This window comes from Streptomyces sp. NPDC051576, from assembly GCF_040681835.1.
GTDB lineage: Bacteria > Actinomycetota > Actinomycetes > Streptomycetales > Streptomycetaceae > Streptomyces.
This window is the reverse complement of sequence record NZ_JBFAZO010000018.1, coordinates 64,828-89,984: the sequence shown is the minus strand read 5'-3', so window position 1 is coordinate 89,984 and position 25,157 is coordinate 64,828. Positions and strand designations below refer to the sequence as shown.

Here is a 25,157-nt window from a genome sequence, read left to right as displayed (position 1 = left end):
CCCGAGCCCGTGTCGGCTCCGGTCGCCCGGCCGTCCTCGCCGGCGCGGGCTCAGCGACGACAGCGGTCCGCGCCACCGGCATGAACTACCCACTCTCGGGGGTGAGTTCAGCCGTGAGGACTTCAGCATACGTAACCCGCGCGAGCGGACAGCACCGACGCCCCTCTTGATACGGTCGCCCCACTCGCGCCATATTGGTCCGGACCTTTTCCGTCGTGTGATGCCGTGCAATGCCGGGGAGGCAGAATCGTGCGACGCGTCGGCGCCCTCGCTCCCGCTCGCACCGTCCTGGTCTGCGCCGTCCTCTTGCTGCTCGCCTCGTGCGGCAACGGCGACGAGGGAGACGGCCGTGCGCCCGGCGCCCCGGCCGGGGTCACGGCGGCGGCGGGAAGCGCGACCAGCGTGCACGTCATGTGGGACGCGGTGACGGCGGACCCACGCGTGGGCTCGTACGAGATATATCGGGGCACCACGAAGGTGAAGGAAGTACCGGGTTCCGAGCACATGGTGGATGTCACCAGGCTCCGGCCCGCCACCATGTATGCCTTCACCGTGCGGGCCCGGGACACCGACGGTCGCCTGGGGCCGCGCAGTCGTGAGGTCCGGGCCCGGACACCCGTCGCCGTCGCGGCGGACCACTCGGCGCCCACCCGCCCGCGCGCAGCGGAGGGCCGGGCCATCGGCAGCCGGGCGGTCCAGTTGTCCTGGGGCGCCTCGACGGACGACCGGAGCGTGGTGTCGTACGACATCTATCAGGGCGGGACGAAGATCCACAGTGTGGGCGGCGCACAGACCGCGACGGTGGTCATGGGGCTGCGACCCAGTACGCACTACTCGTTCACCGTGCGGGCGCGGGACGCCGCCGACAACCTCTCGCCGGCGAGCAAGGCGGTCCCGCTGACCACCGCGCCGGGCAGTGACGACGGACAGGGCACCGCGCCCACGGACTTCCGCGCGGCCACTCACCGGGGCGACGACGGGGCGTACTACATCGACCTGTCCTGGGTGCCGCCGCGCACGGACGGGGTGGTCACCGAGTACCAGATCCACCTCGACGGCCAGCCGGCCACCTCACTGGTCTGGGGCGGGACCGCGCCGCGCGACCGGGCGACGTACAGCTTCTACGCGGGCGGGAAGGCCGGGGTCAGCCATCGGGTACGGCTCAGGGCCCGGCTGCCGGACGGCACCTGGGGCGGGTTCTCGGCGGAGCGGACCGTGACGACGGGCAGGACCGCTACGCGGGCGCCATAGGCGATACCTAGGATGAGCGGCATGATCCATCGGGATTCCAATGGCGGCGCGCCGCTCGATCTCTCTCTCCTCCGCACGTTTCTCGGCGTGCACCGGGCCGGTTCGTTCACCGCGGCGGGGCGGCTGCTCGGGTTGTCGCAGCCGACGGTGACGACTCAAATCCGTTCGTTGGAGGAGCAGTTGGGGCGGGAGCTGTTCGAGCGGCGGTCGCGCGGTGTCGTGCCGACCTCGGTGGCGGACCAGTTGGCCGCGCAGGTCGCGGCCCCCTTGGACGCGCTGGCCGCGGTGGCCGACCGCGGTGCCCTCGGCGCCGTCCGGTCCCCGGAGCCGGTGCACGTTGCGGGCCCGGCCGAGCTGCTGTGCACCCGGGTGCTGCCCGCGCTGGCACCGTTGACCGAGGAGGGCGTACGGCTGCGGGTCAGCCCGGGGCTGACGGACGACCTCCTCGACGGACTGCGCGGCGGCCGCTTCGACCTGGTGATCGCCACCGCCCGGCCGCGCGGACGGACGCTGACCTGGGAGCCGCTCGCGGACGAGGAGTTCGTGCTGGTCGCCTCGCCCGCGTGGGCGGAGCGCATCGGGACCCGGCGGGTCGCGGCCGAGGGGCCCGCCGCCCTGCACGGGGTGCCCCTGGTGTCGTACGCGGAGGATCTCCCGATCGCCCGGCGCTACTGGCGGCACGTCTTCGGCACCCGGCTCGGCGGGCAGGCCGCGATCACGGTGCCCGATCTGCGCGGGGTGCTGGCGGCGGTCGTGGCCGGTGCCGGGATCACCGTGCTCCCCCGCTATCTGTGCCTGGACGAGCTGGCGTCCGGCGCGCTGGTGCCGCTGCTGGTGCCCGAGGACCCGCCGATCAACACCACGTATCTCACCCGCCGTCCCGGCGCGCCGGACAACCCGCACGTCACGCTCGTACGGGAGCGGCTGCTGCGGACGGCACCCACCTGGTGAATCCGGACCGCGACCCCGGCAGTGCGTCGTCCTGAGCCGGACGAAGGAATCCGTCACCTGCCCGGTCGCCGTCCGCATGCGGGACGGGCCGACGCCGCGTTGGCTTCCTTGGAGGCAGCACGGCCGTTCCCCGACCCCGGCGGCGCAAGGATGTTCCGCCAACCGTGCCGCCGGAGGGCAGTCCCATGCGCACTTGTCAGCTACTCCTCCGCTCCGGCCTGACCGTGACAGCCGCCGCCGCTCTTCCGCTCGCTCTGACCGCCGTCCCCGCCGGCGCGGCCTCGGGGATCTCCGTGAGCACCACGGGGACCACGGTCTCGGTCACGACCAGTGCGTGCGCCCAGAACCGCACCACCGGCGTCTGGGGCACCGGCTCGCTGCTCACCAGCAGTCAGGCGAGCTTCGCCGAGGGCCGGAAGGCCACCCTGGCGGGGACGACCGTCAGCCAGTCCACCGCCTGGACCAGCGTCACTCCGGGCACCTACACCGTCATCGTCATGTGCCAGAACTCCACCACGCCCGCGGGCACCCAGACCGTGATCGTCTCCGCCACCGCGACCCCCAGAGCCACCGCCACCGCCACGGCCTCGCCCTCGCGCGGCGTCATGGGCGGACTCGGCGGAGCCACCAAGGACTTCGGCCCGCTCACCCTGGGGGTCGGCGGGGGTCTGGTGGGCGCCGGTGTCATCGCGGCGGCCTGGTTCCTGCGCCGCCGTGCCAAGCCGTACCGCCTCTGACCGTGCCCACCGCCGAGGGGCCGCCCGTGATCGGGCGGCCCCTCACGCATGTCCTACGGCAGCTCGGCGAACTCCTCGATCGCATGCGTGAGCCACTGCGTCCAGAAGGTCTCCAGGTCGATGCCCGCGCGCAGTACGAGATGCCGGAGCCGGTCCTGGGGGCTGTCCCGGTCGGGCGGGAAGTCGCGCTTCTCGATCTCCTCGTACTCGGCCAACTGCCGTTGATGCAGGTCGAGATGACGTCGCAGGTCGGCCTCGACGCCGTCCGTGCCGACCACCGCCGCCGCGCGCAGCCGCAGCAGCATCGTGTCGCGCAGCGGCTTCGGGTCCTGGGCGGAGGCGGTCCAGCGGGCCAGTTCGGCGCGGCCGGCCGGAAGGACCTCGTAGCTCTTCTTCTGGCCGCGGGCCGGCTGGTCGGAGGCGAGGGCCCGGATCTGGCCCTCGGCCTCCAGTTTTCCCAGCTCGCGATAGATCTGCTGGTGCGTCGCCGACCAGAAGTAACCGATCGACCGGTCGAAGCGCCGGGTCAGTTCCAGACCCGAGGACGGCTTCTCCAGAAGAGCGGTGAGGATCGCGTGCGGGAGTGACATGGGGTCATCCTAGGGACGCCGTCAGAGGGCGGCCGCGACCTCGGTGCCCTGCTTGATGGCCCGTTTGGCGTCCAGTTCGGCGGCCACGTCGGCGCCGCCGATCAGGTGCACGCCGCGTCCGGCGGCGACCAGTTCGTCGTAGAGGTCGCGACGCGGGTCCTGGCCGGTGCACAGGACCACCGTGTCGACCTCCAGGACGGTGCTCGTGCCGTCGACGGTGACGTGCAGTCCGGCGTCGTCGATCAGGTCGTACTGGACGCCGGGGACCATGGTGACGCCCCGGTGCTTGAGTTCGGTGCGGTGGATCCAGCCGGTGGTCTTGCCGAGGCCTGCGCCGACCTTGGTCGCCTTGCGCTGGAGGAGGTGGACGCTGCGCGGCGGGGCGGGCCGCTCGGGTGCGGCGAGGCCGCCGGGGGCCGCGTAGTCCATGTCGACGCCCCAGGCGCGGAAGTACGCCGCCGGGTCCTCGCTCGCCTTGTCGCCGCCGTCGGTGAGGAACTCGGCGACGTCGAAGCCGATGCCGCCCGCGCCGAGGATCGCGACGCGGTCGCCGACGGGCACGCGGTCGCGCAGGACGTCGAGGTAGCCGACGACGCTGGGGTGGTCGACGCCGGGGATGTCGGGGGTGCGCGGGGTGACGCCGGTGGCGACGACGACCTCGTCGTAGTCGTCCAAGTCGGCTGCTGTCACGGGGGTGTTGAGGCGTACGTCCACCTCGTGCTCGGCGAGCCGGGTGCGGAAGTAGCGCAGCGTCTCGTCGAACTCCTGCTTGCCCGGGACCTGTCGGGCGACGTTGAGTTGTCCGCCGATCTCGGCGGCGGCGTCGTACAGCGTGACCTGGTGGCCGCGTTCGGCCGCGCTCACCGCACAGGCGAGTCCGGCCGGACCCGCGCCGACGACCGCGACGCGTTTACGCAACCTCGTAGGCGCGAGGACGAGTTCGGTCTCGTGGCAGGCACGCGGGTTGACCAGGCAGGAGGTGATCTTCCCGCTGAAGGTGTGGTCGAGGCAGGCCTGGTTGCAGCCGATGCAGGTGTTGATGGCGTCGGAACGGCCCGCCGCGGCCTTGGCGACGAAGTCGGGGTCGGCGAGCATCGGGCGGGCCATCGACACCATGTCGGCGTGCCCGTCGGCGAGCAACTGCTCGGCCAGTTCAGGGGTGTTGATGCGGTTCGTGGTGACGAGCGGGACCGAGACCGCGCCCATCAGCTTCTTGGTGACCCAGGTGTACGCCCCGCGCGGCACCGAGGTCGCGATGGTCGGGATACGGGCCTCGTGCCAGCCGATGCCGGTGTTGATGATGGTCGCCCCGGCGGCCTCAACCGCCTTGGCCAGCCTGATGACTTCGTCCAGGGTGGAGCCGCCCGGCACGAGGTCGAGCATCGACAGCCGGTAGACGATGATGAAGTCCTCGCCGACCGCCTCGCGCACCCGGCGCACGATCTCGACGGGGAAGCGCATCCGGTTCTCGTAGGAACCGCCCCAGCGGTCGTCGCGGTGGTTGGTCTGCACGGCGATGAACTCGTTGATGAGGTAGCCCTCGGAGCCCATGATCTCGACCCCGTCGTACCCGGCCTGCCGGGCGAGGCGGGCCGCGCGGGCGTAGTCCTCGATGGTCTGCTCGACCTCGGCGTCGGTGAGCGCGCGCGGCGGGAAGGGGCTGATGGGCGCCTGGACGGGACTCGGCGCGACCAGGTCCTGGTGGTAGGCGTACCGCCCGAAGTGCAGGATCTGCATCGCGATCCGGCCGCCCTCGCGGTGCACGGCGGCGGTGATGGCGGTGTGCTGCGCGGCCTCGGCGTCGGTGGTCAGCTTGGCTCCGCCCTCGTAGGGCCGGCCGGCCTCGTTCGGCGCGATGCCTCCGGTGACGATCAGACCGACACCGCCACGCGCGCGTGCGGCGTAGAACTCCGCCATGCGCTCGAAACCGCGCTCGGCCTCTTCCAGGCCTACGTGCATGGAGCCCATGAGGACGCGGTTGGGCAGCGTGGTGAAGCCCAGGTCGAGCGGGTTCAACAGGTGCGGGTAACGGCTCATCGGGCCCTCCGTGCGCGGTGTCGTGCCTCTGTTGTAGAGGACGGGACCAGGTTTATGCAACTAGTTGCACAATCGGGGGCGGGCCCGCGGGCTCGGGATTCACAGGGAGCCATTACCTGTTCTTTATCGCCGGCCCCGGAGAATCACAGACAGGCGTGCCGGTGGGATGCCGGGCGCGGAGCCCAGGGAGCGAGCCGTGACGCACGATCCTGAACACGAAGCAGGCGACAACTCCGCGATACCGCCGATGCCCGACCACGCACCCGAGATGGAGGTGCTCACGGGCCCCGGCGGCGCGGAGCGCGACCACGGTCTCGACCGGCTGTGGCGACAGCGGTCCAGGCGCTCCCGGGCGGTGATCGCCGCGGCCACCGTGGGGGTGTTGGCGCTCGGCGGGACCGTCGCCTATGCGGCCACCTCGGGAAGTTCGGGCGGCGACGCCGTGCCCGCTGCCGCCGCGTCCCCGTCCGGGTCACCCTCACCCGGTGGTCCCGACGGCCGGCACGGGGGCGGTATGTGGTTCGGGTTCGGTGTCGGTGGCAAGGCCGTGCACGGCGAGGCCACGGTGAAGGACAACACCACCGGCAAGTGGGTGGTACGGATCTGGCAGCGCGGCACGGTCACGAAGGTGGACGGCGACCAGGTCACCGTCAAGAGCGACGACGGCACCTCGTGGACCTGGACCGTGGGCTCGGGCGCCACCGCCCAGAACTCCGCCACTCTCAAGAAGGGCGACACCGCCTCCCTGATCGGCACGCGCTCCGACAGCGGCACCCGGACCGCCGACCGGGCCTTCACGGGCACCTTCGACCACAAGGGGCCCGGGCGACCGGCCGAGCGGAGTCCCGGGCGGCGGCCACGGCCCCTGGGACCGCGGCGACCGCGGCGGCCCCAGCGCCTCACCCAGCCCGTCCGGCAGCGGCGCTACGACCTGACCGGCCCGCCCTCCCTGACACCGATCACGACGTTCGCGTACGACTCCTCGTCCTCGGCCAGCCGTGTCCGGAGCCCTGCGCCGGTGAACGCCTCGACGGCTGAGGGAAGTTGACGCTCGCTCGTCTCGACGAGCAGACAGCCACCGGGAGCCAGCCAGTCGGGCGCACCCTCGGCGACCCTCCGGAGTATGTCGAGGCCGTCCGTGCCCCCGTCGAGGGCGACCAGCGGTTCGTGCTCGCGGGCCTCGGCGGGCAGCAGCGGGACCTCGTCGGTGGGGACGTACGGCACGTTGGCCGCGAGGATGTCGACGCGGCCACGCAACTCGCCCGGCAGCGCGGCGAACAGGTCGCCCGTGTGGACGCGCCCGCCGAAGGCGGCGACATTGCGGCGGGCGCAGTGCGTGGCGGCGGGGTCTATGTCGGCGGCGTGCAGTTCGACCCGGCCGAGAGCGGCGGCCAGGGCCGCGCCGAGCGCGCCGGAACCGCAGCACAGGTCCACGACGACGGAGGCGTCCGGGGCGTGCGCGAGGGCCTGTTCGACGAGGAACTCGGTACGGCGGCGGGGCACGAACACGCCGGGTTCCACGGCGATGCGCAGTCCGCGGAACTCGGCCCAGCCGACGACGAGTTCGAGGGGCAGTCCGTCCACCCGGCGGTCCACCATGGCGGCGAGTTCGTCCGGGGTGCGGGCGGCGGAGAGGATCAGTCGCGCCTCGTCCTCGGCGAAGACACAGCCCGCGGCACGGAGCGCGGCGACGACGGAGGCGGGGTCAAGAGGGGGCATGAAAGCCGAGAGCCTTTCGGGAGCTTGCCGAAGGGTGCTCTCGCGGTCACCTGCTACCGGTGATCCGAGCTGTCCTGAGGTGAGAGCACCCGGCCTGACACAGCGGTAATGGGTCTCACCTCCCAGGTGTGCGGGGCCGGGACCGTCCGCGACCGATGGGAAACAGTACCCGAACCCCGGGCCGCGAGAGGCCGCCCCCCCCTCCATCGAGTTGTACTATGCAACCAGGAGAACTAGGGAGGTTCCGGTGCGAGCGGACCAGGCCGTGGAGACCATCCAGCGCGAGATGACGATCTTCGCCCGCCGCGCCCGCGCGTCGGCGGGGCGCCTGCACCCCGAGCTGTCCCTGGTGTCATACACCCTGCTCGGACATCTGGAGGAGCGCGACGGCTGCCGGGCCACGGACCTCGCCGCGCACTACGCCCTGGACAAGTCCACGGTCAGCCGTCAGGTCGCCGCCCTGCTGCGCGCCGGTCTCGTCGAGCGCCGCCTCGATCCCGAGGACCACCGCGTCCAGGTGCTGCATCTGACCGACGCCGGCCGGCGGATCCTCGCCCAGGTCACCGAGAACCGCCAGGCCGCCTTCCGGGAGCGGCTGGCGGGCTGGCCGGAGGAGGACCTGGCGCGGTTCGCCGGCTATCTGGAGCGCTACAACGCGTGGTCCGGCGAGGGCCCCGCCGAGGAGGGCTGAGGGAGAGGTCCGGTCCTACGAGACCCCGACGGCCTGTGTCTGGGTCAGGTGCTCCGGCGCCCGTGCCGCGAGGAACGCGGTACGGAGGCGGAGGCGGAAGCCGAGGGACTCGTACAGCCGTATCGCGTTGGTGTTGGTCGCGCCGGTGTGCAGGAACGGCGTCTCGCCGCGCTCACGGATGCCGTGGGCCACGGCACGGATCAGGCGGCCGGCGAGACCCTCACCACGGGCGGAGGGATCGGTGCAGACGGCGCTGACCTCGGTCCAGCCGGGCGGACGGAGTCGTTCACCGGCCATGGCGACGAGGGCACCGTTCCGACGGATGCCCAGGTAGGTGCCGAGTTCGACGGTGCGGGGCAGGAAGGGGCCCGGCTTGGTCCGTTCCACCAGGTCGAGCATCTCGGGCACGTCGGCCGGACCGAGACGGACCGCCTCCGGGTCCGGTGCGGCGGACATCCCCTCGTCGACCATCTGCACGCCGTCGAGGTGGAAGGTGACCTCCCAGTCGTCCGGAACCCGGCCCCGGAAGCCGAGCAGCGGGATATCGGTGCCGGGCCCGGAGAGGGCGGCCACGTCCGCCCAGTCGTCGGCGTCGGGCTCGTCGGGCAACGCCACCCATGGGGTCACGTCGACCGGGTAGCGCAGGACCCGCCCGCGCCGCTCGGCGAAGTGCGCGTGCGGGCCGGTGAGGGCGGCCCGGGCGGGGTGGTCGAGGACGTGCTCGTCGACGGGGCTCATGCGGCCACCTCGATCACGATCTTGCCGCGGGCGTGGCCGTCCTCGACCCTGCGCAAAGCCTCGCCTGCCCGGTCGAGTGGGAAGGTCTGTGTCACATGGGGGTCCAGTCGGCCGCTCACCACGAGTTGGGCGACGGCGTCGAGGACGGTGGCGTCGCGGGCGCGCTCGACGCGGTTGCCGCCGAGCTTCTCGACCACGGGGGCGGGGGCGCCGGCGGTGACCAGCTTCGTGCGGTCGGTGAGGAGGGTCGCGGCCTCGGCGAGTACTTCGCCGCCGACGAGGTCGTAGACACCGTCGATGCCGTCCGAGGCGACCGCCCGTACCCGTGCGGCCAGGTCCGGTCCGGAGGGGATGTGGACCGCGCCCAGCGATTCCACGAAGTCCTTCTTGCCCTCGCTCGCCACGCCCACGGCGTGCAGTCCGAAGGCGCGGGCGATCTGGACCGCCGCGGAGCCGACCCCGCCGCCCGCGCCGGTGACCAGCACGGTCGCGCCGGCCGGCAGGTCGAGCTGGCGGACGCCGTCGTACGCGGTCGCCGCGGCGACCGGCAGCGTGGCCGCGTCCCGGAAGGACAGCTCGGCGGGCTTGTGCGCGGTGACCGTCGCGGGCAGCAGGGCGTACTCGGCGTAGCCGCCCGCCACTGTGTTGCCGAACACCTCGTCGCCGACGGCGAACCCGTCGACTCCGGCGCCGAGTTCCGCCACGACCCCGGCGGCCTCGTTGCCGAAGACCAAGGGGAAGGCGGGTGCGTCCGTCTCGCCGGGCCGTCGGAAGCCGTTGCGCAACTTCCAGTCGACGGGGTTCACCCCGGCCGCGCGTACCGCGAGGAGGAGCTCACCGGGACCGGGACGGGGCCGGTCCACCTCGACGAGCGCCTCGGTCTCGGGTCCCCCGTAACGCGTGAAGACATACGCCTTCGGCATCCGCTTCCTCACTCTCCTTCGCCGTCACCACTCAGGCCGCACTGAAGACCAAGGTCGATCAGTGGACGGCTATTCCCCGGAGCGGGGAGAGTTCATACGGCCGCAATGATCGTCGGTGCCCCTCGGACCTGGGCATATCTCGTGGACTCGTACCGTTGAAACGAGAACCCACTGATCACGCCCGCCCAGCGGACCCGCGCCGCAACGGCCTGGAGGCTCCACCCGTATGCACGTCACCCGAGGCTTCACCGGACGCCCCCGCGTCCCCGACGCCGGCCTGCCGCCCGGACAGTACGACGCGGGCGACGACTGGCCCGTCCTGTCCGCCGAGGTCACCCCCGACCTGGCACCGGCCGACTGGACCTTCCGCGTCGACGGACTGGTGGCCGAGCCACGCACCTGGAACTGGTCGCAGGCACACGAGCTGCCGACGTCCGCCTACGAGGGTGACATCCACTGTGTGACGAGCTGGTCGAAGTTCGGGGTGCGGTTCGGGGGCGTATCGCTGGACGCGTTCTTCACTGTGGTCCGGCCCCATGTGTCCGCCACACATGTGGTCGCGTACTCGCACACCGGGTACACCACGAACCTCCCGCTCTCCGATGTGACCGGCGGGCGGGCCTGGATCGCGTGGGAGTACGACGGCAGGCCGCTGCCCGCCGAGCACGGTGGCCCCGCCCGGCTGCTGGTGCCGCACCTGTACTTCTGGAAGAGCGCCAAGTGGATCGCGGGCCTGCGGCTCCTCGACCACGACGAGGCGGGCTTCTGGGAGCAGAACGGCTATCACGCCCGGGGCAACCCCTGGGAGGAACAGCGGTACTCCGGTGACTGAGACCTTCGCGCCCGCCACCCGGTTCGCGGTACCGGGGCGGATCGCCGTGAACGACCGGGCCGCCGCCATGTGGCAGACCGCCACGCTCACCGAGATCCGCCGGGAGACCCCGCGCGCCTCGACGTTCCGGTTCGCGGTGCCCGGCTGGGCGGGCCATCTCCCGGGCCAGCATCTGATGCTGCGGCTGCGGGCCGAGGACGGCTATGTGGCGCAGCGCCACTACTCGATCGCCTCTCCCCCGGACGATGCCGGGTATGTGGAGCTGACCCTGGACCATGTCGAGGGCGGCGAGGTGTCCGGCTGGTTCCACACGGTGGCCGAGCCCGGTGACGAGGTCGAGGTGCGCGGTCCGCTGAGCGGCTTCTTCGCCTGGCCCGGCGACCGGCCCGCGCTGCTGCTGGGCGCCGGTTCCGGGGTCGTACCGCTGATGTCGATGCTCCGGCAGCACCGGGCGCGGAACCTGTCGGTGCCGCTGCGGCTGGTGGTGTCGGCACGAGGTCCCGAGGAGTTGATCTACGCGCGGGAGTACGGCGCCGAGACCACGGCCGTGTTCACGCGCAGTGCACCGGAGGGGGTGCCGGTGGGACGTATGGCCGCCGCACATGTGGCGCCGCTCCTGGCCGAGCAGCCTGCTGGTGGGTGGGAGGCCTATGTGTGCGGCTCCAACGGGTTCGCCGAACATGCCTCGCGGCTGCTGGTCGGGGCGGGCCAGCCCGTGGATCGCATCCGCATCGAACGCTTCGGCTGAGACGTGAACCGGGTGGGAGGCGCTCCCGACTGAGGCTCGCTCCGGTTGAGGGAAACGCCTCGGACGGGGTACGACTACTGTATGGACGCTCGCATGCGTGCGCGGTGTCGGGGTAGCGGCGGACCGGCCTCACGGGGCTTCCGGTCCACCGGTTCCTCGGCTCCGGTGACGGCGAGGAGACCGACATGCGGACTCAGGTACGGGGTGGAGGCCGACGGAACAATCCGCTGCGGCGCCGGTCGGACGTCGTGGAAGCGTGGACGGCGCTGGTCGTCACGGTCCTGCTGTTCGTCGTCGCGCCCGTGGCCGGTGCCGCCGCGGGCCTCTGGGCCCACGACCAGGCCCGGACGATCGCCGCGACCCAGCGGGCCGACCGCCATCGCGTGCCCGCGCAGGTGATCGGAAACCCGCCCTCCCAACTGACGTCGGTGGAAGGCACCCGCGCGCAGACCTTCCCGGTCGAGGTGCGCTGGACCGACCCGGGCAAGGGGCCGCGCACGGCCACGGCCGAGGTCCCGCTGGGCACGGTGCGCGGTGCCATGGTGGACGTATGGATCGACGCCAAGGGGCACGGTGTCGCTCCGCCCGCGGGTGAAGTGGCCGTCTGGCAGCACACGTTGACGATCGGCGTGTGGACGGCGGGTGGTGTGGTCGCCGTGGCCCTGCTCGCGTCCGCGGTGACCCGACGGGTCGCGCTGCGGCACCGGTTGGCAGAGTGGGAACGGGACTGGGCACTCACGGAACCGGAGTGGACGCAGCGGGGGACGTGACCGCCTCGACACCCCGCCACCGCAGGGGGCTTGAACGAGCCGCGCTCGGGAACCCCCCGGCCCATGGCACCTCGGCGCCACAACCGCAACCGCGAACCCCGCGTCACGAATCCGGGCCCCTCACGCGCTCGCCGCGAACGTCGCCACGCCGATCCGCGGCGGTCACGCCCCCACCCGGAACACCGCGACGCCGATCCGCGCCGCTCACACACCTCGGCCCATGGCACCCCGGCCGCGCATCCGCCGCCGCGAGCGCCGCGTCACCGATCCGGGCCTGCCACGAGCCCGCCGCGAACGCCATCTCACCGATCCGCGCCGCTCACGCCGCCACCCGGAACATCCCCACGCCCATCCGCGCCCGCCACACACCCCGCCCCGAACACTCCCTCACCAATCCGACCCCCTCACGCCCCACCCCGAACACCGTGTGACCGACCCCCGTCACACCCCCCGCTGCATCCCCCGAGCAACCCGCCCATGGTCCCGCAACACATCCCCCAACGCAGACAGCACCGGCTCGCCCCGATCGACGAGGATCCGCCCGCCGACAACCGTCACCCACGCCCGCGCGGGCCCACACCGCAGCCACGACTCGACAGGATCGCTGAGCGCCCCCGCCAGCGCGACCTCGTGCAGGTCCCACACCACCAAGTCGGCACACGCGCCCGGCCGCAGGTGTCCCAGTTCGTCGGCGCGGCCCAGGCAGCGTGCTGAGCCTCGGGTCGCGATGTCGAGGGCGTCGCGTGCCGTCATCGCACCGGGCCCTCCCCGGTAGCGGCCGAGCAGCAGGGCACCACGGGTCTCCATCCACAACGAGGCGTGGTCGGTGGAGGCGGAGCCGTCGCAGCCGATGCCGACGGGCAGGCCGAGTTCACGCATCTCCTTGACCCGGGCCGTGCCGCCGCCGATCAGCATGTTGGAGCTGGGGCAGTGCGCCACACCCACGCCGGCCCCCGCGAGCCGGTGCAGCTCGTCGTCGTTCGGATAGATGCAGTGCGCGACCCAGGTGCGGTCGCTCATCCACCCGGTGTCCTCGAAGTACTCGACGGGCCGGCAGCCGTAGGTCTCCAGGCAGTAGGTGTCCTCGTCGCGATCCTCGGCGAGGTGGGTGTGCAGCCGTACGTCGTGGCGTTCGGCGAGTTCCGCGGTCGCCGTCATGACGTCCTTGGTGACCGAGAACGGTGAGCAGGGTGCGAGCGCGACGCGGATCAGGGCACCCGGCTCCGGGTCGTGGTGGGCCTTGATCAGCCGCTCGCTGTCGGCGAGCACCTCGTCGGTGGTCTGGGTGACGCTCCTCGGCGGCAATCCCCCGTCCTCGACGGAGCGGGTCATCGAACCGCGCGTCGCGTGGAAGCGGAAGCCGATGTCGCGGGCGGCGCGGATCTCCGCGTCGACGAGGTTGGGGCGCGGGTGCACATAGAGGTGGTCGGAGGATGTGGTGCAGCCGCCCATGAGGAGTTCCGCCATACCGACGTACGCCGACACATAGGCGGCCTCCTCGTCGAGCCTGGCCCACAGCGGGTAGAGCGTGGTCAGCCAGTCGAAGAGGGTGCCGTTGACGGCGGGCGCGTAGGAGCGGGTGAGGTTCTGGTAGATGTGGTGGTGCGTGTTGATCAGGCCTGGGGTGACGAGCCGGCCGGCCGCGGAGACGGTCGTGGTGGCCTCGGGTTCGGTCCCTCCCGCGCCGACGGCGGTGACCCGACCACCCGTGACGGCGACCCAGCCGCCCGGGATCTCCCGCTCACCGTCCACGACGAGCAGTTCGGCGTCCTTGACCAGCAGATCCACGGCAGACGGCATGCGGCCATCGTAGGCGCGGGGCGCCGCAAAGGCCTGGCGAGTCCTCCGATGTCACACGTACGGTGTGATCATCCGCACTCACACTTCACAAAGGCGGTCATCAATGGCCCTGTTCGACCTTCCGCTCGACGAACTCCGCGCGTACCGCAGCGAGTCCGTCGAGCCCGAGGACTTCGACGCCTTCTGGTCCAAGACCCTCCAGGAGACGCGCGAGCACGATCTGGACGCCCGCTTCGAACCGGTCGACACGGGACTGTCCACGGTCGAGGTGTACGACGTGACATTCGCCGGGTTCGGCGGCCACCCGGTGAAGGGCTGGCTGCGGTTGCCGGCCGGTGCCGAGCAACCGCTGCCGCTGGTAGTGGAGTTCGTCGGCTACGGCGGCGGGCGGGGTCTCCCGCACGAAAACCTGCTGTGGGCGTCGACGGGCCGCGCCCACTTCGTCATGGACACGCGCGGGCAGGGCAGCGCGTGGGGCGGTGGCGGCGGCACCCCGGACCCGGTGGGCGGCGCGCCCGCGTACCCCGGCTTCATGACCCGGGGCATCGACGCCCCCGAGAACTACTACTACCGCCGGGTGTTCACGGACGGGGTGCGCGCCGTCGAGGCGGCCCGTTCGCACCCGCTGGTGGATCCGGCGCGCACGGTGGCGGTCGGCGCGAGCCAGGGCGGCGGCATCACGATCGCCGTGGGCGGGCTGCTCGGCGACCTGGCCGGGATCGCGCCGGACGTGCCGTTCCTGTGCGACTACCCGCGCGCCGCGACCCTCACGGACCGCCACCCGTACCGCGAGATCGGCAGCTATCTCAAGACCCATCGCGGGCGCGCCGAGGACGTCCTGCGGACGCTCTCGTACTTCGACGCCGTCCACTTCGCGTCCCGGGGCCGCGCGCCCGCCCTCTTCTCGACGGCCCTGGAGGATCAGACCTGCCCGCCCTCCACAGTGTTCGCCGTGTTCAACGCCTGGGCGCACGACGACAAGAAGATCGAGGTCTACGACTTCAACGACCATGAGGGCGGCGGCCCTTACCAGGAGGCGACCAAGCTGGACTGGCTGCGGTCGTACGTCTGAGGGGTGTCGTATGGACACGGGTGAGGCCGCCGAGCGGTTCGTGCGGGTGTGGGCGCGGGGCTGGGCGGCGCACGACGTGGAGGCGCTGCTGGAGCTGTACGCCGAGGACTGCGTCCACCGCTCGATGCCGTTCCGTGAACCGCACCGTGGGCGGGCCGAGTTGGCCGCTTATCTGCGCTGGTCGTTCGCGGCGGAGCGAGTTGTCGACGTCCGGTTCTCGGCGCCGGTCGTCGGCCAACACCGGGTGGCGGTAGTGGAGTTCAGGGTGCTGGCCGAGGAGGGCGGTGAGCCGTCCACGCTCGCCGGCTGTGTCTTCGTGCGCTTCGACGAGGCGGGGCTGGCCGTGGAGACCCGCGACTACTGGCACACGGAACCGGGTCACCGGGAGCCCTCGGGCACGCTGTTCCTCGACTGAACGTACGACACCTTCCACCCAGTCCGACCAGTCGGTATGTTCAGTGGGTCCGGGGTCGCAGCGTCGCGGCCCGGGCCCACGGCGGACCACGGAGGCACCATGTCCGAGCACCAGCCAGCCATCGACGGCCACTGCGACCCGCGCTTCACGGCGGTCCGCACGGCGTTCGAGGAGAACTTCCGGGACCGGGACGAACTGGGCGCCGCAGTGACCGTCACGGTGGACGGCGAGACCGTGGTCGACCTGTGGGGCGGCTGGGCCGACGCGGCACGGACCCGCCCCTGGGAGCGGGACACACTGGTCAACGTGTGGTCCACCACCAAAGGCCCGGTAGCCCTGTGCGCCCACATTCTCGCCGACCGCGGCCTGCTCGACCTCGACGCCCCGGTGGCCGCGTACTGGCCGGAGTTCGCCGCCGCCGGCAAGGAGAACGTGCTCGTACGACACCTGCTGTCGCACCGCGCCGGACTGGCCGGTCTGCGCGAGCCGCACTCCCTCGCGCAGCTCTACGACTGGGAGTTGACGACTCAGCGACTCGCGGCCATGGAGCCCTGGTGGGAGCCCGGGACGCGGTCCGGGTACCACGCGCTCACTTACGGTTTCCTCGTCGGCGAAGTGGTGCGCCGCGTCTCGGGGTTGCTGCCGGGAGCCTTCCTGGAGCGGGAGGTCACCGGCCCGCTCGGGATCGACTTCACCGTCGGGCTGCCGGAGAAGGACGCCGACCGGGCGGCCGAGCTGGTGCATCCGCCTGCCGTGTCGAGCAGTGAACAGGCCGCGATCTTCAGCCAGTTGGCGCCCGCCGCCATCGCCGCGCTGACCAACCCGCTCGCGGGCGCGGCCGAGGCCAACAGCGCCGGGTGGCGCGCCGCGGAGATCCCGGCCGCGAACGGCCACGGCACGGCACGCGCGATCGCCGCGCTCTACGGCGTGTTCGCCGGACGGGGTGCGTACGACGGCCACCGTGTCCTCTCCCCCAAGGCGGCCGAGCGGGTGCGCGAAGGCCAGGGAAGCTGCCGCGACCTGGTACTCGGGCCGGGCCTCGCGCACGAGACGGAGGTCGCGCTGGGCCTGTGGCTCAGTGGCCCGAACGGCTCGTACGGTCCCGACCCGAGGGCTTTCGGACACGACGGCTTCGGCGGCTCCTGCGGTCTGGCCGACCCGGACGCGGGTGTGTCACTGGGCTATGTGATGAACCGGATGGGGCCTCATATCGCCAACGACCCACGGAAGATGGCGTTGATCGACGCCCTGTACGGCGCCCTGTGAGGAGTGATCGGCGCGGGCCGGTTTCGGCCTAACTGCCCTGCCGCTCTTCCCTGGTGGTTTAGACCAATGCTAGATCTGGTCGCGCAACGAGCCCGCACGGCTACGTTTCGTCACCGTTCTGCCCTCAGTCTTGTCACCAACAGGAGGCGCGGCATGGCCCGCACCACCCCCCACGACCACCCGACCGCCGACGACCAGCCCCTCTACGGGAAGATCGCCACCCGACTCCTCGCCGAACTCCACGACGGCACCATCCCGCCCGGTGAACGCCTGCCCGGCGAACGGCAGTTGGCCGAACACTTCCGGGTCAGCCGGGAGACCGTAAGGCAGGCGCTGGAGGTGCTGCGCAGGGACGGCCTGGTCGCCACCGACCGGCGCGGCAGCCACGCCACGCTGACCGGCCTGCCGGTGGAGACACCCTCGTCCCTCACCTTCCCGGTCGGCGCCCGGAGCACGGACCCGACCGGCTTCGACCGGACCTCCGTGGCCTGGGAGGCTCCCCCGCCCGAGCACGCCGAGGCCCTGGGCATCGCGCCGGACCGCCCGACGCTGGTGCACCGGTACGCGTCCGCGGCGGCGGACGGCAGCGGACTGCGTACGGCCGTCACGTCCTTCTCGGCGGTGGCGCTGGCCGAGGTGGAGGAACTCGCCCGCTACCGCGACCGGGCCGACGGCTCCGCCTCCGCCCAACTCCGGCGCACCTACGACTGGATGCGCCGAGCAGGCCTGACGCTGCACCACCGGGACGCCATCACCCAGGTCGCGAACGCTCCCTCGGTGCGGGTGACCCGTCGCGTGCACGACCAGTACGCCCGCCCGCTGGAGATCACCGATCTGGTCGTGGAGGCCCAACAGGACGCCCTGATCTACGAGTTCACAGTGCCCTCGGCGGGCTGAACCCGGCCCTGGCGGTGGCGCGCGGCGGCCTCGATGCCGAACCCGCCGCGCGCCGACCGGCGTTACGCGCTCGTGAGAACGACGAGCTGCTGCGTCGCCCGGGTCATCGCCACATAGTGGTCGACCGCTCCTTCGATGCCCTCTCCGAACGACTCGGGGTCGACGAGGACGACCAGGTCGAACTCAAGTCCCTTGGACAGCTCGGGAGTCAGCGACCGGACACGGGGCGTCGCCCGGAACGTCGGATCACCGATGACACAGGCGATCCCGTCGGCGTGCGCGGCGAGCCAGGTGTCGAGCACCGATTCCAGGTCCGAAGCGGCTCCGTGGACGACAGGGATACCGCTGCTCCGGATGGACGTCGGCACGTTGGCGTCCGGAAGCATGGCACGGATGACCGGTTCGGCCTCCGTCATGATCTCTTCCGGGGTGCGGTAATTCACGGTCAGGGAGGCCAGGTTGATGCGGTCGAGCCCGATCCGCTTCAGCCGTTCCTGCCACGACTCGGTGAACCCGTGCCGGGCCTGGGCGCGGTCACCGACGATGGTGAAGCTGCGGGACGGGCAGCGTTGGAGCAGCATCTGCCATTCCGCGTCGGTCAGTTCCTGGGCCTCGTCCACCACGATGTGCGCGAACGGACCGGCGAGCAGGTCGGGTTCGATGCCGGGCTGGGCGGCTTCGTCGATGAGGGCGTCGCGCAGGTCCTGCCCGTGCAGCATGCCCATCGCGCCCTCGCTCTCGTCGATCTCGACGTTCTGGAGCAGACTGTCGATGACATCGGTCCTGCGGGCGTGTTCGGCGGCGACGGCGGCCTCCTGCCGGCGTTTGCGCCGTGCCGCTTCCGGATCGCCGAGTCGCTGGCGCGCCGCGTCGAGCAGCGGCAGGTCGGACACCGTCCAGGCCTGGGCGTCCGCCCGCTGCAAGCGCTGGACCTCGTCGCGGCTCAGCGAGGGGGCGCACTTGCGCAGATAGGCCGGTACCGTCCACAGGTCTCCGACGAGGTCGGCCGCTTCGAGCAGCGGCCACGCGCGGTTGAAGGCGGTGAGCAGTTCGCGGTTCTGGCGCAGCGACTTGCGGAGCAGGGCGGGTGTGACCGCGCCGTCCTGGGCGTTGGTGGTGTCCTCGTGCTTGTCGACGAGGATGGTGAGCAGTTCCTGCCAGACCTGCTCGCGTCCCTCGTTGTGCGGGGTGCCCGGTTCGGCCGCCTCGAACGCCACGGCCCAGTCCTCGGCGCTCAGCCGGATGTCGGACCAGTGCGTGGTGACGTTCATGCCCTTGGTGGGCGGCTCCTCGTAGAACCGCACGGCCGGCTCGATCGCCCGCACCAGCTCCACGGACGATTTGAGACGGGCCACCTCGGGGTCGGCCTCCACGGCCGCGGCGGCTCCCTCGGTGACGAGGTCCCGCAGGATGCAGGTCTGCACACCCTCCTCGCCGAGGCTGGGCAGGACGTCGGCGACGTAGTCCAGGTAGGGCCGGTGCGGACCGACGAACAGCACGCCGCCCCTGCGGTGCCCGAGACGCGGGTCGGAGTAGAGGAGGTAGGCGGAGCGGTGCAGGGCGACGACGGTCTTGCCGGTGCCCGGGCCGCCGTCGACGACGAGGGCGCCGCGTGATCCCGCGCGGATGATCGCGTCCTGGTCTGCCTGGATGGTGCCGAGGACATCGCGCATGCGGCCCGACCGGTCGCCGCCGAGGCTGGCGATGAAGGCGGACTGGTCGTCGAGGGCGGCATGGCCGACGAACCCGTCCGCCGTGAACACCTCGTCCCAGTAGTCACTGATCCGCCCGCGGGTCCATCGGTACCTGCGACGGCTCGCCAGACCCATCGGGTTGGCGTGGGTGGCCCCGAAGAACGGCTCGGCGGCTGGCGAGCGCCAGTCGAGCAGCAGCCGGCGGCCCGTGCTGTCGGTGAGACCGAGCCGCCCGATGTACACGGGTTCGGATGTGTCGGTGCCGACCATGTGGCCCAGACACAGGTCCAGGCCGAAGCGCCGTAGGGTGCGCAGCCGTGTGGTCAGCCGGTGGATCTCCGTGTCCCGGTCCATCGCCGCCCGGCCGATGCCTCCGGGCGCCCTGCGCTCGGCGTCGAGCTGCTCGGTCAGGTCCGCGATCGACTGGTCGAGGCATTCCGCGATGGCCGCGAAGTGCTGCTCGTCGGCGGCGATCAGCGTCGGGTCGGCTTTGGCGGAGAGCCGGTCGGGGAGGTCGAAGGCGCTGGTGGTCAGGGGGTTCACGGCATCAATTCCGATCTGGGGTCCGCTCCCGGCCGTGCGGGCGGCAGGGCGTGTGGACCGGTGCGTACGGGTTCTCGTGTTCCTGCTCGTTCACGCGGGCACGGACGGCACGGACGGCCGCTCTCCGCCGGCCGGGTCGAGGAGCATCTTCGCGGCCGCCGTCGTCCCGTCGGTGTGGAGCGTGGCGGCCACGGCCTTCGCCCGGGCCCCCATTTCAGGCACCAGGACGGTGGTGAGTGCGGCCGACAGGGAGTCGTAGGTCGGTGTCGGCCCGTCGTGTGCCACGCCGATGCCCAGTTCGGCCACCCCTGCGGCCCAGTATGGCTGGTCCACGATCTGCGGTACGACCACCTGCGGCACGCCGGCCAGGGAGGCGGTCTGCGTGGTGCCCGCGCCGCCGTGGTGCACGACGGCGGCGACGCGCCCGAAGAGCGCCTGATGGTTGACCTCTCCCACGACGAAACAGTCGTCCCGGTCGTCGATCGGGGCCAGGTCCGCCCAGCCCCGGGCGAGGAGGACTCGGCGGCCCTGCGCGCGGATCGCCTCGATGGCGGTGCGGGCGAAGTCCGGCGAGGTGCTCAGGGCCATGCTCCCGAAGCCGACGTGCACCGGCGGCTCGCCGGCCTTCAGGAACGCCTCCAGGTCGTCCGGGAGCGGGCGCTCGTCGGGCAGGATCCACGGCCCGGTCGTCACGACGTCGAGGTCCGTCAGGTCCTGCCACGGGACGAGGGCCGGTTCCGCCGCGAGCCACGGCCGGTCGGTGAAGACGTGGTCCCGGACGTTGTCCACCGGCGGCAGGCCGATCGCCGCCCGATGCCTGTTCTCCGCCTCGCCGTACAGGGCGTTCACGCGCTCGGCGTCCTGCGCCCACAGCACCTTGTTGTCGGTCTCCTCCGGCGGGGACGGCGTGCCCGGCCGCGCCGGTGGACGGCGGTGCCGCGACGGCAGGCCGACCGTGTGGAAGCACGCGAAGACGTAGCGGATGCCCAGTTTCTCGGCCACCGAGCGGGCGCCGGCCGGCATCAGGCCGGTCGCCAGCAGCACGTCACAGTCCTCGGCCGCGGCCATCAACGTCTTGTAGCGGGCGGCGACCAGCTCGGGCGCGAGCTGGAACGCGGCCCCCGGCTTCGGCGGCCGCGCGGCATTGACCACCGACCGCACCGACGGACCGAGCGGCACCAGCGGCACCCCGATCCGGGCCAGCAGCTCGATGAACTCCTCGTCGGGCGGCGCGCAGACCCGTACCTCCGCGCCGAGTTCCAGCAGGCGCGCCGCGAGGCCCGCGAGCGGTTCGACATCCCCGCGCGAACCCCACGTCGACAACAACACACGCATTCCGCGACTCCCGTTTCCGCAGGTCATGCCCTCAGGCCGGACATTCTGCGGCACGACGGGGGCCTTGCCGCAAGCCCCCCGGTGCGCTATACGTTAAGAAGGGAAGAGGAGTGAGCACTCCTCCCTTTCCGCCCTCCCCGCGGGTCTCGCGAAACTCGCCGGGAAAAACCCACCGACGATGTCGAGATCCCGTGCCCGGCTCCGTCCCCGAGGTGAACGCGTCCACAATGGGTCGCACCAGCACCGAGGAGAACGACCATGGCCAAGTACCTGCTGCTGAAGTACTACCGCGGCGCCCCCGCCGCCGTGAACGACGTCCCCATGGAGCAGTGGACCCCCGAGGAGATCACGGCCCACGTGCAGTACATGAACGACTTCGCGGCCCGGCTGGAGAAGACCGGCGAGTTCGTCGACAGCAAGGCCCTCTCCCCCGAGGGGACGTTCGTCCGCTACGACGGCGAGGGCCGCCCGCCGATCACCGACGGCCCGTTCGCCGAGACCAAGGACGTCATCGCCGGCTGGATGGTGATCGACGTCGACAGCTACGAGCGCGCCGTGGAGCTTGCCGGTGAGCTGTCGGCCGCTCCCGGAGCGGGTGGCAGGCCGATCCACGAGTGGCTGGAGCTGCGCCCGTTCCTCGGCGCGCACCCCACCGTCACGGAGTGCACCCTGAAGTGAACGAGGTCCTGCTGAGAAGCCTCACGCCGAGCGTGCTCGGCATCCTCGTCCGTCGCGGAGCGGACTTCGCGGCGGCCGAGGACGCCGTACAGGACGCGTTGGTGGAGGCGGTCCGGGTCTGGCCGGCGGATCCGCCGCGCGACCCGAAGGGCTGGCTGGTCACGGTGGCCTGGAGGCGCTTCCTCGACGCGACGCGAGCGGACACCGCACGCCGCAGGCGGGAGGATCTGGTCGACGAGGAGCCGGTTCCCGGGCCCGCGTCCGCGACGGACGACACGCTCCAGCTCTATTTCCTGTGCGCCCACCCCTCGTTGACCCCGTCGTCGGCGGTCGCGCTCACGCTGCGCGCCGTCGGCGGGCTCACCACCCGGCAGATCGCCCAGGCCTATCTGGTGCCCGAGGCGACCATGGCGCAGCGCATCAGCAGGGCCAAGCGCACGGTCTCCGGCGTGCGCTTCGACCAGCCCGGCGATGTGGCCACTGTGCTGCGCGTCCTCTATCTGGTCTTCAACGAGGGCTACTCCGGTGACGTCGACCTCGCCGCCGAGGCCATCCGGCTCACCCGGCAGGTCGCGGGCGCGATCGACCACCCCGAGGTCGCGGGGCTGCTCGCGCTCATGCTGCTCCACCACGCCCGGCGCGCCGCCCGGACCACACCCGACGGCACCCTGGTGCCGCTCGCCGAACAGGACCGCGGCCAGTGGGACACCACGTTGATCGCCGAGGGCGTCACGATCCTCCAAGTCGCCCTCGCCCGCGACCGGTTGGGCGAGTTCCAGGCCCAGGCCGCCATCGCGGCGCTGCACGCGGACGCGCCCACTGCCGAGGAGACGGACTGGGTGCAGATCGTCGAGTGGTACGACGAACTCGTCGGTCTGACCGACAACCCGGTGGTACGCCTCAACCGCGCGGTGGCGGTCGGCGAGGCCGACGGACCGCGCGCCGGTCTGGCGGCACTGGCCGCGCTGGACGACTCACTGCCCCGCCACACGGCGGTGGCGGCCTATCTGCATGAGCGCGACGGCGACCTGACGACAGCGGCACGGCTGTACGCCGAGGCGGCGCACAAGGCCCCGAACCTCGCCGAACGCGACCATCTGACCCGCCAGGCGGCCCGGCTCAACTCCCGCCGGACTCAGGCACGTTGACCCGCACCCTCGCAATTCTCCGTCACTCCCACTGATACGGGAGGTACTTGCCGTCGAGGGTGATGACCACGCGGTCACCGGCGGGGTCGGGCACGCGACGGACGTCGAGGCGGAAGTTGATGGCGCTCATGATGCCGTCGCCGCACTGCTCGTGGATGAGTTCCTTGATGGTGGGGCCGTAGACCTGGACGACTTCGTAGAGCCGGTAGATCGTGGGGTCCACTGGGACCGCCGCGTCCAAGGCGCCGCGGGTCGGCTGGAGTTGGAAGGCGAGGGCGGCGGCCTCACCGAGTTCGAGGAGGGCGGCGGCCGTAGCCGCCTCGCCCTTGTCCATCGGGTGCTGACCCAACAGGGCCGCGGTGGTCCAGGCAAGCGGGCGGCCCACCGCCTCCGCCAACTGGGCCCATGTGACACCGGTCTTCACCTTGGCCTGCCGGACGGCCTCGGCGGCTTCACCCTTGCTGAGCATGCACAACTCCGTTCCCGGACAGCGTGCTTGACCACACGCCGCTCAGCGTAGGAGATCACCCATGCCGCGACAACGGCACCACTACGGCCGCCGTCGCGCCGCGACCATCCGGACCCGGGGGCTGCCGTCGCCGCGCTCCCCGAACTCGGGCAGGGCGTAGAGATCGACGTCGAAGCCGGCCTTCTCCAACTCTCGTCGCACGAAACCGAGTTGGAAGTCCCGGTAGTACATCACGAAGGGCGGTCGCCAGACGGCGTTGCGGATCTTCATCACCGCGTCGAAGCCGGACAGCATCCAGTACGCGGGGGTGGTGGGGCGCGGCGGTGCGATGAGAGGGAACGCGAAGCTGCCGCCGGGCCGCAGCACGGAGTGGACCTGGCCGAACAGGCCCGGCAGTTCGCCGGGCAGGAAGTGGCCGAACGCCCCGAAGCTGACCACCAGGTCGAAGGCGGCCGCGAACGGCAGGGCCCGGGCGTCACCGCGCACCCACGCGACACGCGGTTCGGCACTGTTCACCCGCCCCTGCGCGACCGCGAGCATGCCCGCGCTGAAGTCGACGCCGGTGACACTCTCCCGACACACCTTCGTCAGCACCTCGGCGCCCGCGCCCGTACCGCAGCACAGATCGAGTCCGTCGTCGAAGGGGCCGATGCGGCGCAGCGTGGCGGCGACCGCGTCGAGCAGCGGAGCAGGCGTCCGGAAGGGAGTGTGGTCGAACTTGGGCGCGAGGAGGTCGTAGCCGTGCTCGACGGACGACAGTGCCTGGACGGCGAGTTCGCGCAGACTGGGACCTTCGGGGCTGAACATCCGGGTCAGCCTAGGGCAACCCGCTGCTTCAGGATCGCGAGAACGCGGTCGCACCAGCGCAGGTTATCCTCCTCGAAGGCGATCCCGGCCATCAGGGTGAGGTACGGCCCGATCCGGTCGGCGTCCCGGAGGTACTCGTCCTCGGCACGGCCGTCGAGGAGCCGGTCGCGCACCCGCTCGTAGCGGTCGAGCTTGCCGCGCGCCCACGACCGGCGCTCCTCGATCAGCTCGCGGGTCGCGGCGGGGTCCGTCCCGTCCATGGCCTGGATCTTGATGAGGAGTTCGTCCCGGATGGCGGTGGGGCGTCGCGGCGGCTCGGCGGCGAAGGTGTCGAGGTCGCGGCGGCCGGCCTCGGTGAGCGTGAACATCCTTTTGTTCGGCCTGCGTTCCTGCTGGACGACCCGTGCCTCGATCAGCCCGTCCTGCGCCAGGCGCTCCAGCTCGCGGTAGAGCTGCTGCGGTGTCGCCGGCCAGAAGTTCGCCAGTGACACGTCGAACACCTTGGCCAGCTCGTAGCCGGAGGCCTCCCCTTCCAGGAGGGCCGCGAGGACCGCGTACTTGAGGGACATGTGGACACGCTAACAGCCGTTAATTAGTCTTATCCACACCTACTCAACTAATTGACTATGAGGTGAGCCGATGCGCGCGTTCCGTGAGGCGGTCGAGGCGCAGGACATGCACGCCGTCGAGGCGCTGCTGGCCGAGGACGTGGTCTTCACCAGCCCGGTCGTGTTCAAGCCGTACCCCGGCAAGGCGATCACCGCGGCGATCCTGCACGCCGTAGCGCGGGTCTTCGAGGACTTCCGGTACCTGCGGGAGATCGGCGACCCCGACGGCGCCGACCACGCGCTGGTGTTCAGCGCGCGGGTCGGCGACCGTGAGCTGACCGGCTGCGACTTCATCCACGTCAACGAGGAGGGCCTGATCGACGACCTGATGGTCATGGTCCGCCCCCTGTCCGGCGCCCAGGCTCTCCAGGAGGCCATGGCGGCGCAGTTCGAGCAGATCGCCAAGGAGGCGGAGGCGCGGCTCGTGTGAAGCCCGAA

At 71.7% G+C, this 25,157-nt stretch carries 25 protein-coding genes; 14 read left to right on the top strand and 11 right to left on the bottom strand.

The window, feature by feature from the left end; translation table 11 throughout:
* Positions 1 to 249 precede the first annotated feature (249 nt).
* The 3 genes from AB0M63_RS42265 to AB0M63_RS42255 all read left to right on the top strand — a co-directional run bounded on the left by AB0M63_RS42265 (position 250) and on the right by AB0M63_RS42255 (position 2,939).
* Entirely contained in the window at positions 250 to 1,251 is a 1,002-nt protein-coding gene (locus AB0M63_RS42265) for a fibronectin type III domain-containing protein (RefSeq protein ID WP_366023144.1), read from the top strand.
* Between the two features lie 12 nt (positions 1,252 to 1,263).
* Positions 1,264 to 2,202: a LysR family transcriptional regulator gene (locus AB0M63_RS42260; RefSeq protein WP_366023143.1), complete on the top strand. Its 939-nt coding sequence runs from the start codon at positions 1,264 to 1,266 to the stop codon at positions 2,200 to 2,202.
* A 185-nt stretch (positions 2,203 to 2,387) separates the two neighbouring features.
* Positions 2,388 to 2,939 (top strand): hypothetical protein, encoded by a 552-nt coding sequence (locus AB0M63_RS42255; protein ID WP_355902772.1) that lies wholly within the window; start codon positions 2,388 to 2,390, stop codon positions 2,937 to 2,939.
* Between the two features lie 53 nt (positions 2,940 to 2,992).
* Here the strand turns inward: AB0M63_RS42255 and AB0M63_RS42250 are convergent, their stop codons facing one another.
* The 3 genes from AB0M63_RS42250 to AB0M63_RS42240 form a co-directional block, all read right to left on the bottom strand.
* Positions 2,993 to 3,529, bottom strand: a complete 537-nt coding sequence (locus AB0M63_RS42250; RefSeq protein WP_366023142.1) for a PadR family transcriptional regulator — start codon at positions 3,527 to 3,529, stop codon at positions 2,993 to 2,995.
* 21 nt (positions 3,530 to 3,550) lie between these two features.
* A complete protein-coding gene (locus AB0M63_RS42245; protein WP_366023141.1) occupies positions 3,551 to 5,566 on the bottom strand; it encodes an NADPH-dependent 2,4-dienoyl-CoA reductase in 2,016 nt (671 codons plus the stop codon).
* Positions 5,567 to 6,490: 924 nt separating this feature from the next.
* Entirely contained in the window at positions 6,491 to 7,285 is a 795-nt protein-coding gene (locus AB0M63_RS42240) for a putative protein N(5)-glutamine methyltransferase (RefSeq protein WP_366023140.1), read from the bottom strand.
* 286 nt (positions 7,286 to 7,571) lie between these two features.
* Here AB0M63_RS42240 and AB0M63_RS42235 point away from each other — a divergent pair, with 286 nt between their 5' ends.
* The gene (locus tag AB0M63_RS42235) at positions 7,572 to 7,976 is read left to right on the top strand and encodes a MarR family winged helix-turn-helix transcriptional regulator (protein WP_366023188.1); all 405 of its coding nucleotides are present in this window, start codon (positions 7,572 to 7,574) and stop codon (positions 7,974 to 7,976) included.
* Positions 7,977 to 7,991: 15 nt separating this feature from the next.
* On the opposite strand, the gene AB0M63_RS42230 is transcribed toward AB0M63_RS42235, so the two are convergent.
* Complete coding sequence (locus tag AB0M63_RS42230) at positions 7,992 to 8,714, bottom strand: GNAT family N-acetyltransferase (protein WP_366023139.1); 723 nt, start codon at positions 8,712 to 8,714, stop codon at positions 7,992 to 7,994.
* Complete coding sequence (locus tag AB0M63_RS42225) at positions 8,711 to 9,637, bottom strand: NADP-dependent oxidoreductase (RefSeq protein WP_366023138.1); 927 nt, start codon at positions 9,635 to 9,637, stop codon at positions 8,711 to 8,713. The genes AB0M63_RS42230 and AB0M63_RS42225 overlap by 4 nt, the downstream gene beginning before the upstream one ends.
* Before the next feature lie 226 nt (positions 9,638 to 9,863).
* Here AB0M63_RS42225 and AB0M63_RS42220 point away from each other — a divergent pair, with 226 nt between their 5' ends.
* From AB0M63_RS42220 to AB0M63_RS42210, 3 genes are all read left to right on the top strand, one after another.
* The gene (locus AB0M63_RS42220; protein WP_366023137.1) at positions 9,864 to 10,469 is read left to right on the top strand and encodes a sulfite oxidase-like oxidoreductase; all 606 of its coding nucleotides are present in this window, start codon (positions 9,864 to 9,866) and stop codon (positions 10,467 to 10,469) included.
* The gene (locus AB0M63_RS42215) at positions 10,462 to 11,217 is read left to right on the top strand and encodes a ferredoxin reductase (protein WP_355902789.1); all 756 of its coding nucleotides are present in this window, start codon (positions 10,462 to 10,464) and stop codon (positions 11,215 to 11,217) included. Before AB0M63_RS42220 ends, AB0M63_RS42215 begins: the two co-directional genes overlap by 8 nt.
* A gap of 185 nt (positions 11,218 to 11,402) precedes the next feature.
* A complete protein-coding gene (locus AB0M63_RS42210) occupies positions 11,403 to 11,987 on the top strand; it encodes a hypothetical protein (RefSeq protein ID WP_366023136.1) in 585 nt (194 codons plus the stop codon).
* Between the two features lie 441 nt (positions 11,988 to 12,428).
* Here the strand turns inward: AB0M63_RS42210 and AB0M63_RS42205 are convergent, their stop codons facing one another.
* Positions 12,429 to 13,787: an 8-oxoguanine deaminase gene (locus AB0M63_RS42205; RefSeq protein WP_366023135.1), complete on the bottom strand. Its 1,359-nt coding sequence runs from the start codon at positions 13,785 to 13,787 to the stop codon at positions 12,429 to 12,431.
* A 103-nt stretch (positions 13,788 to 13,890) separates the two neighbouring features.
* Between AB0M63_RS42205 and AB0M63_RS42200 the strand changes: the two genes are divergently transcribed.
* The 4 genes from AB0M63_RS42200 (at position 13,891) to AB0M63_RS42185 (ending at position 17,437) form a co-directional block, all read left to right on the top strand.
* A complete protein-coding gene (locus tag AB0M63_RS42200; protein ID WP_366023134.1) occupies positions 13,891 to 14,859 on the top strand; it encodes an acetylxylan esterase in 969 nt (322 codons plus the stop codon).
* A gap of 10 nt (positions 14,860 to 14,869) precedes the next feature.
* The gene (locus AB0M63_RS42195) at positions 14,870 to 15,274 is read left to right on the top strand and encodes a nuclear transport factor 2 family protein (RefSeq protein ID WP_355902797.1); all 405 of its coding nucleotides are present in this window, start codon (positions 14,870 to 14,872) and stop codon (positions 15,272 to 15,274) included.
* Positions 15,275 to 15,373: 99 nt separating this feature from the next.
* On the top strand, positions 15,374 to 16,540 hold the full coding sequence (locus tag AB0M63_RS42190; protein ID WP_366023133.1) for a serine hydrolase domain-containing protein: 1,167 nt from the start codon (positions 15,374 to 15,376) through the stop codon (positions 16,538 to 16,540).
* 153 nt (positions 16,541 to 16,693) lie between these two features.
* Complete coding sequence (locus AB0M63_RS42185; protein ID WP_355902801.1) at positions 16,694 to 17,437, top strand: GntR family transcriptional regulator; 744 nt, start codon at positions 16,694 to 16,696, stop codon at positions 17,435 to 17,437.
* Positions 17,438 to 17,499: 62 nt separating this feature from the next.
* Here the strand turns inward: AB0M63_RS42185 and helR are convergent, their stop codons facing one another.
* Both helR and AB0M63_RS42175 read right to left on the bottom strand, forming a co-directional pair.
* The gene (gene helR, locus AB0M63_RS42180) at positions 17,500 to 19,674 is read right to left on the bottom strand and encodes an RNA polymerase recycling motor ATPase HelR (protein WP_366023132.1); all 2,175 of its coding nucleotides are present in this window, start codon (positions 19,672 to 19,674) and stop codon (positions 17,500 to 17,502) included.
* A 90-nt stretch (positions 19,675 to 19,764) separates the two neighbouring features.
* Positions 19,765 to 21,009: a glycosyltransferase gene (locus AB0M63_RS42175; protein ID WP_366023131.1), complete on the bottom strand. Its 1,245-nt coding sequence runs from the start codon at positions 21,007 to 21,009 to the stop codon at positions 19,765 to 19,767.
* A 258-nt stretch (positions 21,010 to 21,267) separates the two neighbouring features.
* On the opposite strand from AB0M63_RS42175, the gene AB0M63_RS42170 reads away from it, so the two are divergent.
* Both AB0M63_RS42170 and AB0M63_RS42165 read left to right on the top strand, forming a co-directional pair.
* Positions 21,268 to 21,687, top strand: a complete 420-nt coding sequence (locus tag AB0M63_RS42170) for a YciI family protein (protein WP_366023130.1) — start codon at positions 21,268 to 21,270, stop codon at positions 21,685 to 21,687.
* Positions 21,684 to 22,835, top strand: a complete 1,152-nt coding sequence (locus AB0M63_RS42165) for a DUF6596 domain-containing protein (protein ID WP_366023187.1) — start codon at positions 21,684 to 21,686, stop codon at positions 22,833 to 22,835. The genes AB0M63_RS42170 and AB0M63_RS42165 overlap by 4 nt, the downstream gene beginning before the upstream one ends.
* A 22-nt stretch (positions 22,836 to 22,857) precedes the next feature.
* Here AB0M63_RS42165 and cynS read toward each other — a convergent pair whose 3' ends face one another.
* The 3 genes from cynS to AB0M63_RS42150 form a co-directional block, all read right to left on the bottom strand.
* Complete coding sequence (gene cynS / locus AB0M63_RS42160) at positions 22,858 to 23,304, bottom strand: cyanase (protein WP_366023129.1); 447 nt, start codon at positions 23,302 to 23,304, stop codon at positions 22,858 to 22,860.
* 81 nt (positions 23,305 to 23,385) lie between these two features.
* The gene (locus tag AB0M63_RS42155; protein ID WP_366023128.1) at positions 23,386 to 24,111 is read right to left on the bottom strand and encodes a class I SAM-dependent methyltransferase; all 726 of its coding nucleotides are present in this window, start codon (positions 24,109 to 24,111) and stop codon (positions 23,386 to 23,388) included.
* Positions 24,112 to 24,116: 5 nt separating this feature from the next.
* Positions 24,117 to 24,680 carry a PadR family transcriptional regulator gene (locus AB0M63_RS42150; protein ID WP_366023127.1) on the bottom strand — a complete coding sequence of 188 codons (564 nt, stop codon included), beginning with the start codon at positions 24,678 to 24,680 and terminating at the stop codon, positions 24,117 to 24,119.
* Positions 24,681 to 24,750: 70 nt separating this feature from the next.
* On the opposite strand from AB0M63_RS42150, the gene AB0M63_RS42145 reads away from it, so the two are divergent.
* On the top strand, positions 24,751 to 25,149 hold the full coding sequence (locus tag AB0M63_RS42145; protein WP_355902814.1) for a nuclear transport factor 2 family protein: 399 nt from the start codon (positions 24,751 to 24,753) through the stop codon (positions 25,147 to 25,149).
* Positions 25,150 to 25,157 lie beyond the last annotated feature (8 nt).

Bases quoted from the DNA above. Each gene is read 5' to 3' on its own strand.
- cynS (WP_366023129.1), bottom strand. From the start codon at position 23,304: ATGCTCAGCAAGGGTGAAGCCGCCGAGGCCGTCCGGCAGGCCAAGGTG.
- AB0M63_RS42235 (WP_366023188.1), top strand. From the start codon at position 7,572: ATGACGATCTTCGCCCGCCGCGCCCGCGCGTCGGCGGGGCGCCTGCAC.
- AB0M63_RS42260 (WP_366023143.1), top strand. From the start codon at position 1,264: ATGAGCGGCATGATCCATCGGGATTCCAATGGCGGCGCGCCGCTCGAT.
- AB0M63_RS42225 (WP_366023138.1), bottom strand. From the start codon at position 9,637: ATGCCGAAGGCGTATGTCTTCACGCGTTACGGGGGACCCGAGACCGAG.
- AB0M63_RS42185 (WP_355902801.1), top strand. From the start codon at position 16,694: ATGGCCCGCACCACCCCCCACGACCACCCGACCGCCGACGACCAGCCC.
- AB0M63_RS42210 (WP_366023136.1), top strand. From the start codon at position 11,403: ATGCGGACTCAGGTACGGGGTGGAGGCCGACGGAACAATCCGCTGCGG.
- AB0M63_RS42250 (WP_366023142.1), bottom strand. From the start codon at position 3,529: ATGTCACTCCCGCACGCGATCCTCACCGCTCTTCTGGAGAAGCCGTCC.
- AB0M63_RS42145 (WP_355902814.1), top strand. From the start codon at position 24,751: ATGCGCGCGTTCCGTGAGGCGGTCGAGGCGCAGGACATGCACGCCGTC.
- AB0M63_RS42220 (WP_366023137.1), top strand. From the start codon at position 9,864: ATGCACGTCACCCGAGGCTTCACCGGACGCCCCCGCGTCCCCGACGCC.
- AB0M63_RS42170 (WP_366023130.1), top strand. From the start codon at position 21,268: ATGGCCAAGTACCTGCTGCTGAAGTACTACCGCGGCGCCCCCGCCGCC.
- AB0M63_RS42200 (WP_366023134.1), top strand. From the start codon at position 13,891: ATGGCCCTGTTCGACCTTCCGCTCGACGAACTCCGCGCGTACCGCAGC.
- AB0M63_RS42240 (WP_366023140.1), bottom strand. From the start codon at position 7,285: ATGCCCCCTCTTGACCCCGCCTCCGTCGTCGCCGCGCTCCGTGCCGCG.
- AB0M63_RS42150 (WP_366023127.1), bottom strand. From the start codon at position 24,680: ATGTCCCTCAAGTACGCGGTCCTCGCGGCCCTCCTGGAAGGGGAGGCC.
- AB0M63_RS42195 (WP_355902797.1), top strand. From the start codon at position 14,870: ATGGACACGGGTGAGGCCGCCGAGCGGTTCGTGCGGGTGTGGGCGCGG.
- AB0M63_RS42230 (WP_366023139.1), bottom strand. From the start codon at position 8,714: ATGAGCCCCGTCGACGAGCACGTCCTCGACCACCCCGCCCGGGCCGCC.
- AB0M63_RS42155 (WP_366023128.1), bottom strand. From the start codon at position 24,111: ATGTTCAGCCCCGAAGGTCCCAGTCTGCGCGAACTCGCCGTCCAGGCA.
- AB0M63_RS42190 (WP_366023133.1), top strand. From the start codon at position 15,374: ATGTCCGAGCACCAGCCAGCCATCGACGGCCACTGCGACCCGCGCTTC.
- AB0M63_RS42175 (WP_366023131.1), bottom strand. From the start codon at position 21,009: ATGCGTGTGTTGTTGTCGACGTGGGGTTCGCGCGGGGATGTCGAACCG.
- AB0M63_RS42245 (WP_366023141.1), bottom strand. From the start codon at position 5,566: ATGAGCCGTTACCCGCACCTGTTGAACCCGCTCGACCTGGGCTTCACC.
- AB0M63_RS42255 (WP_355902772.1), top strand. From the start codon at position 2,388: ATGCGCACTTGTCAGCTACTCCTCCGCTCCGGCCTGACCGTGACAGCC.
- AB0M63_RS42205 (WP_366023135.1), bottom strand. From the start codon at position 13,787: ATGCCGTCTGCCGTGGATCTGCTGGTCAAGGACGCCGAACTGCTCGTC.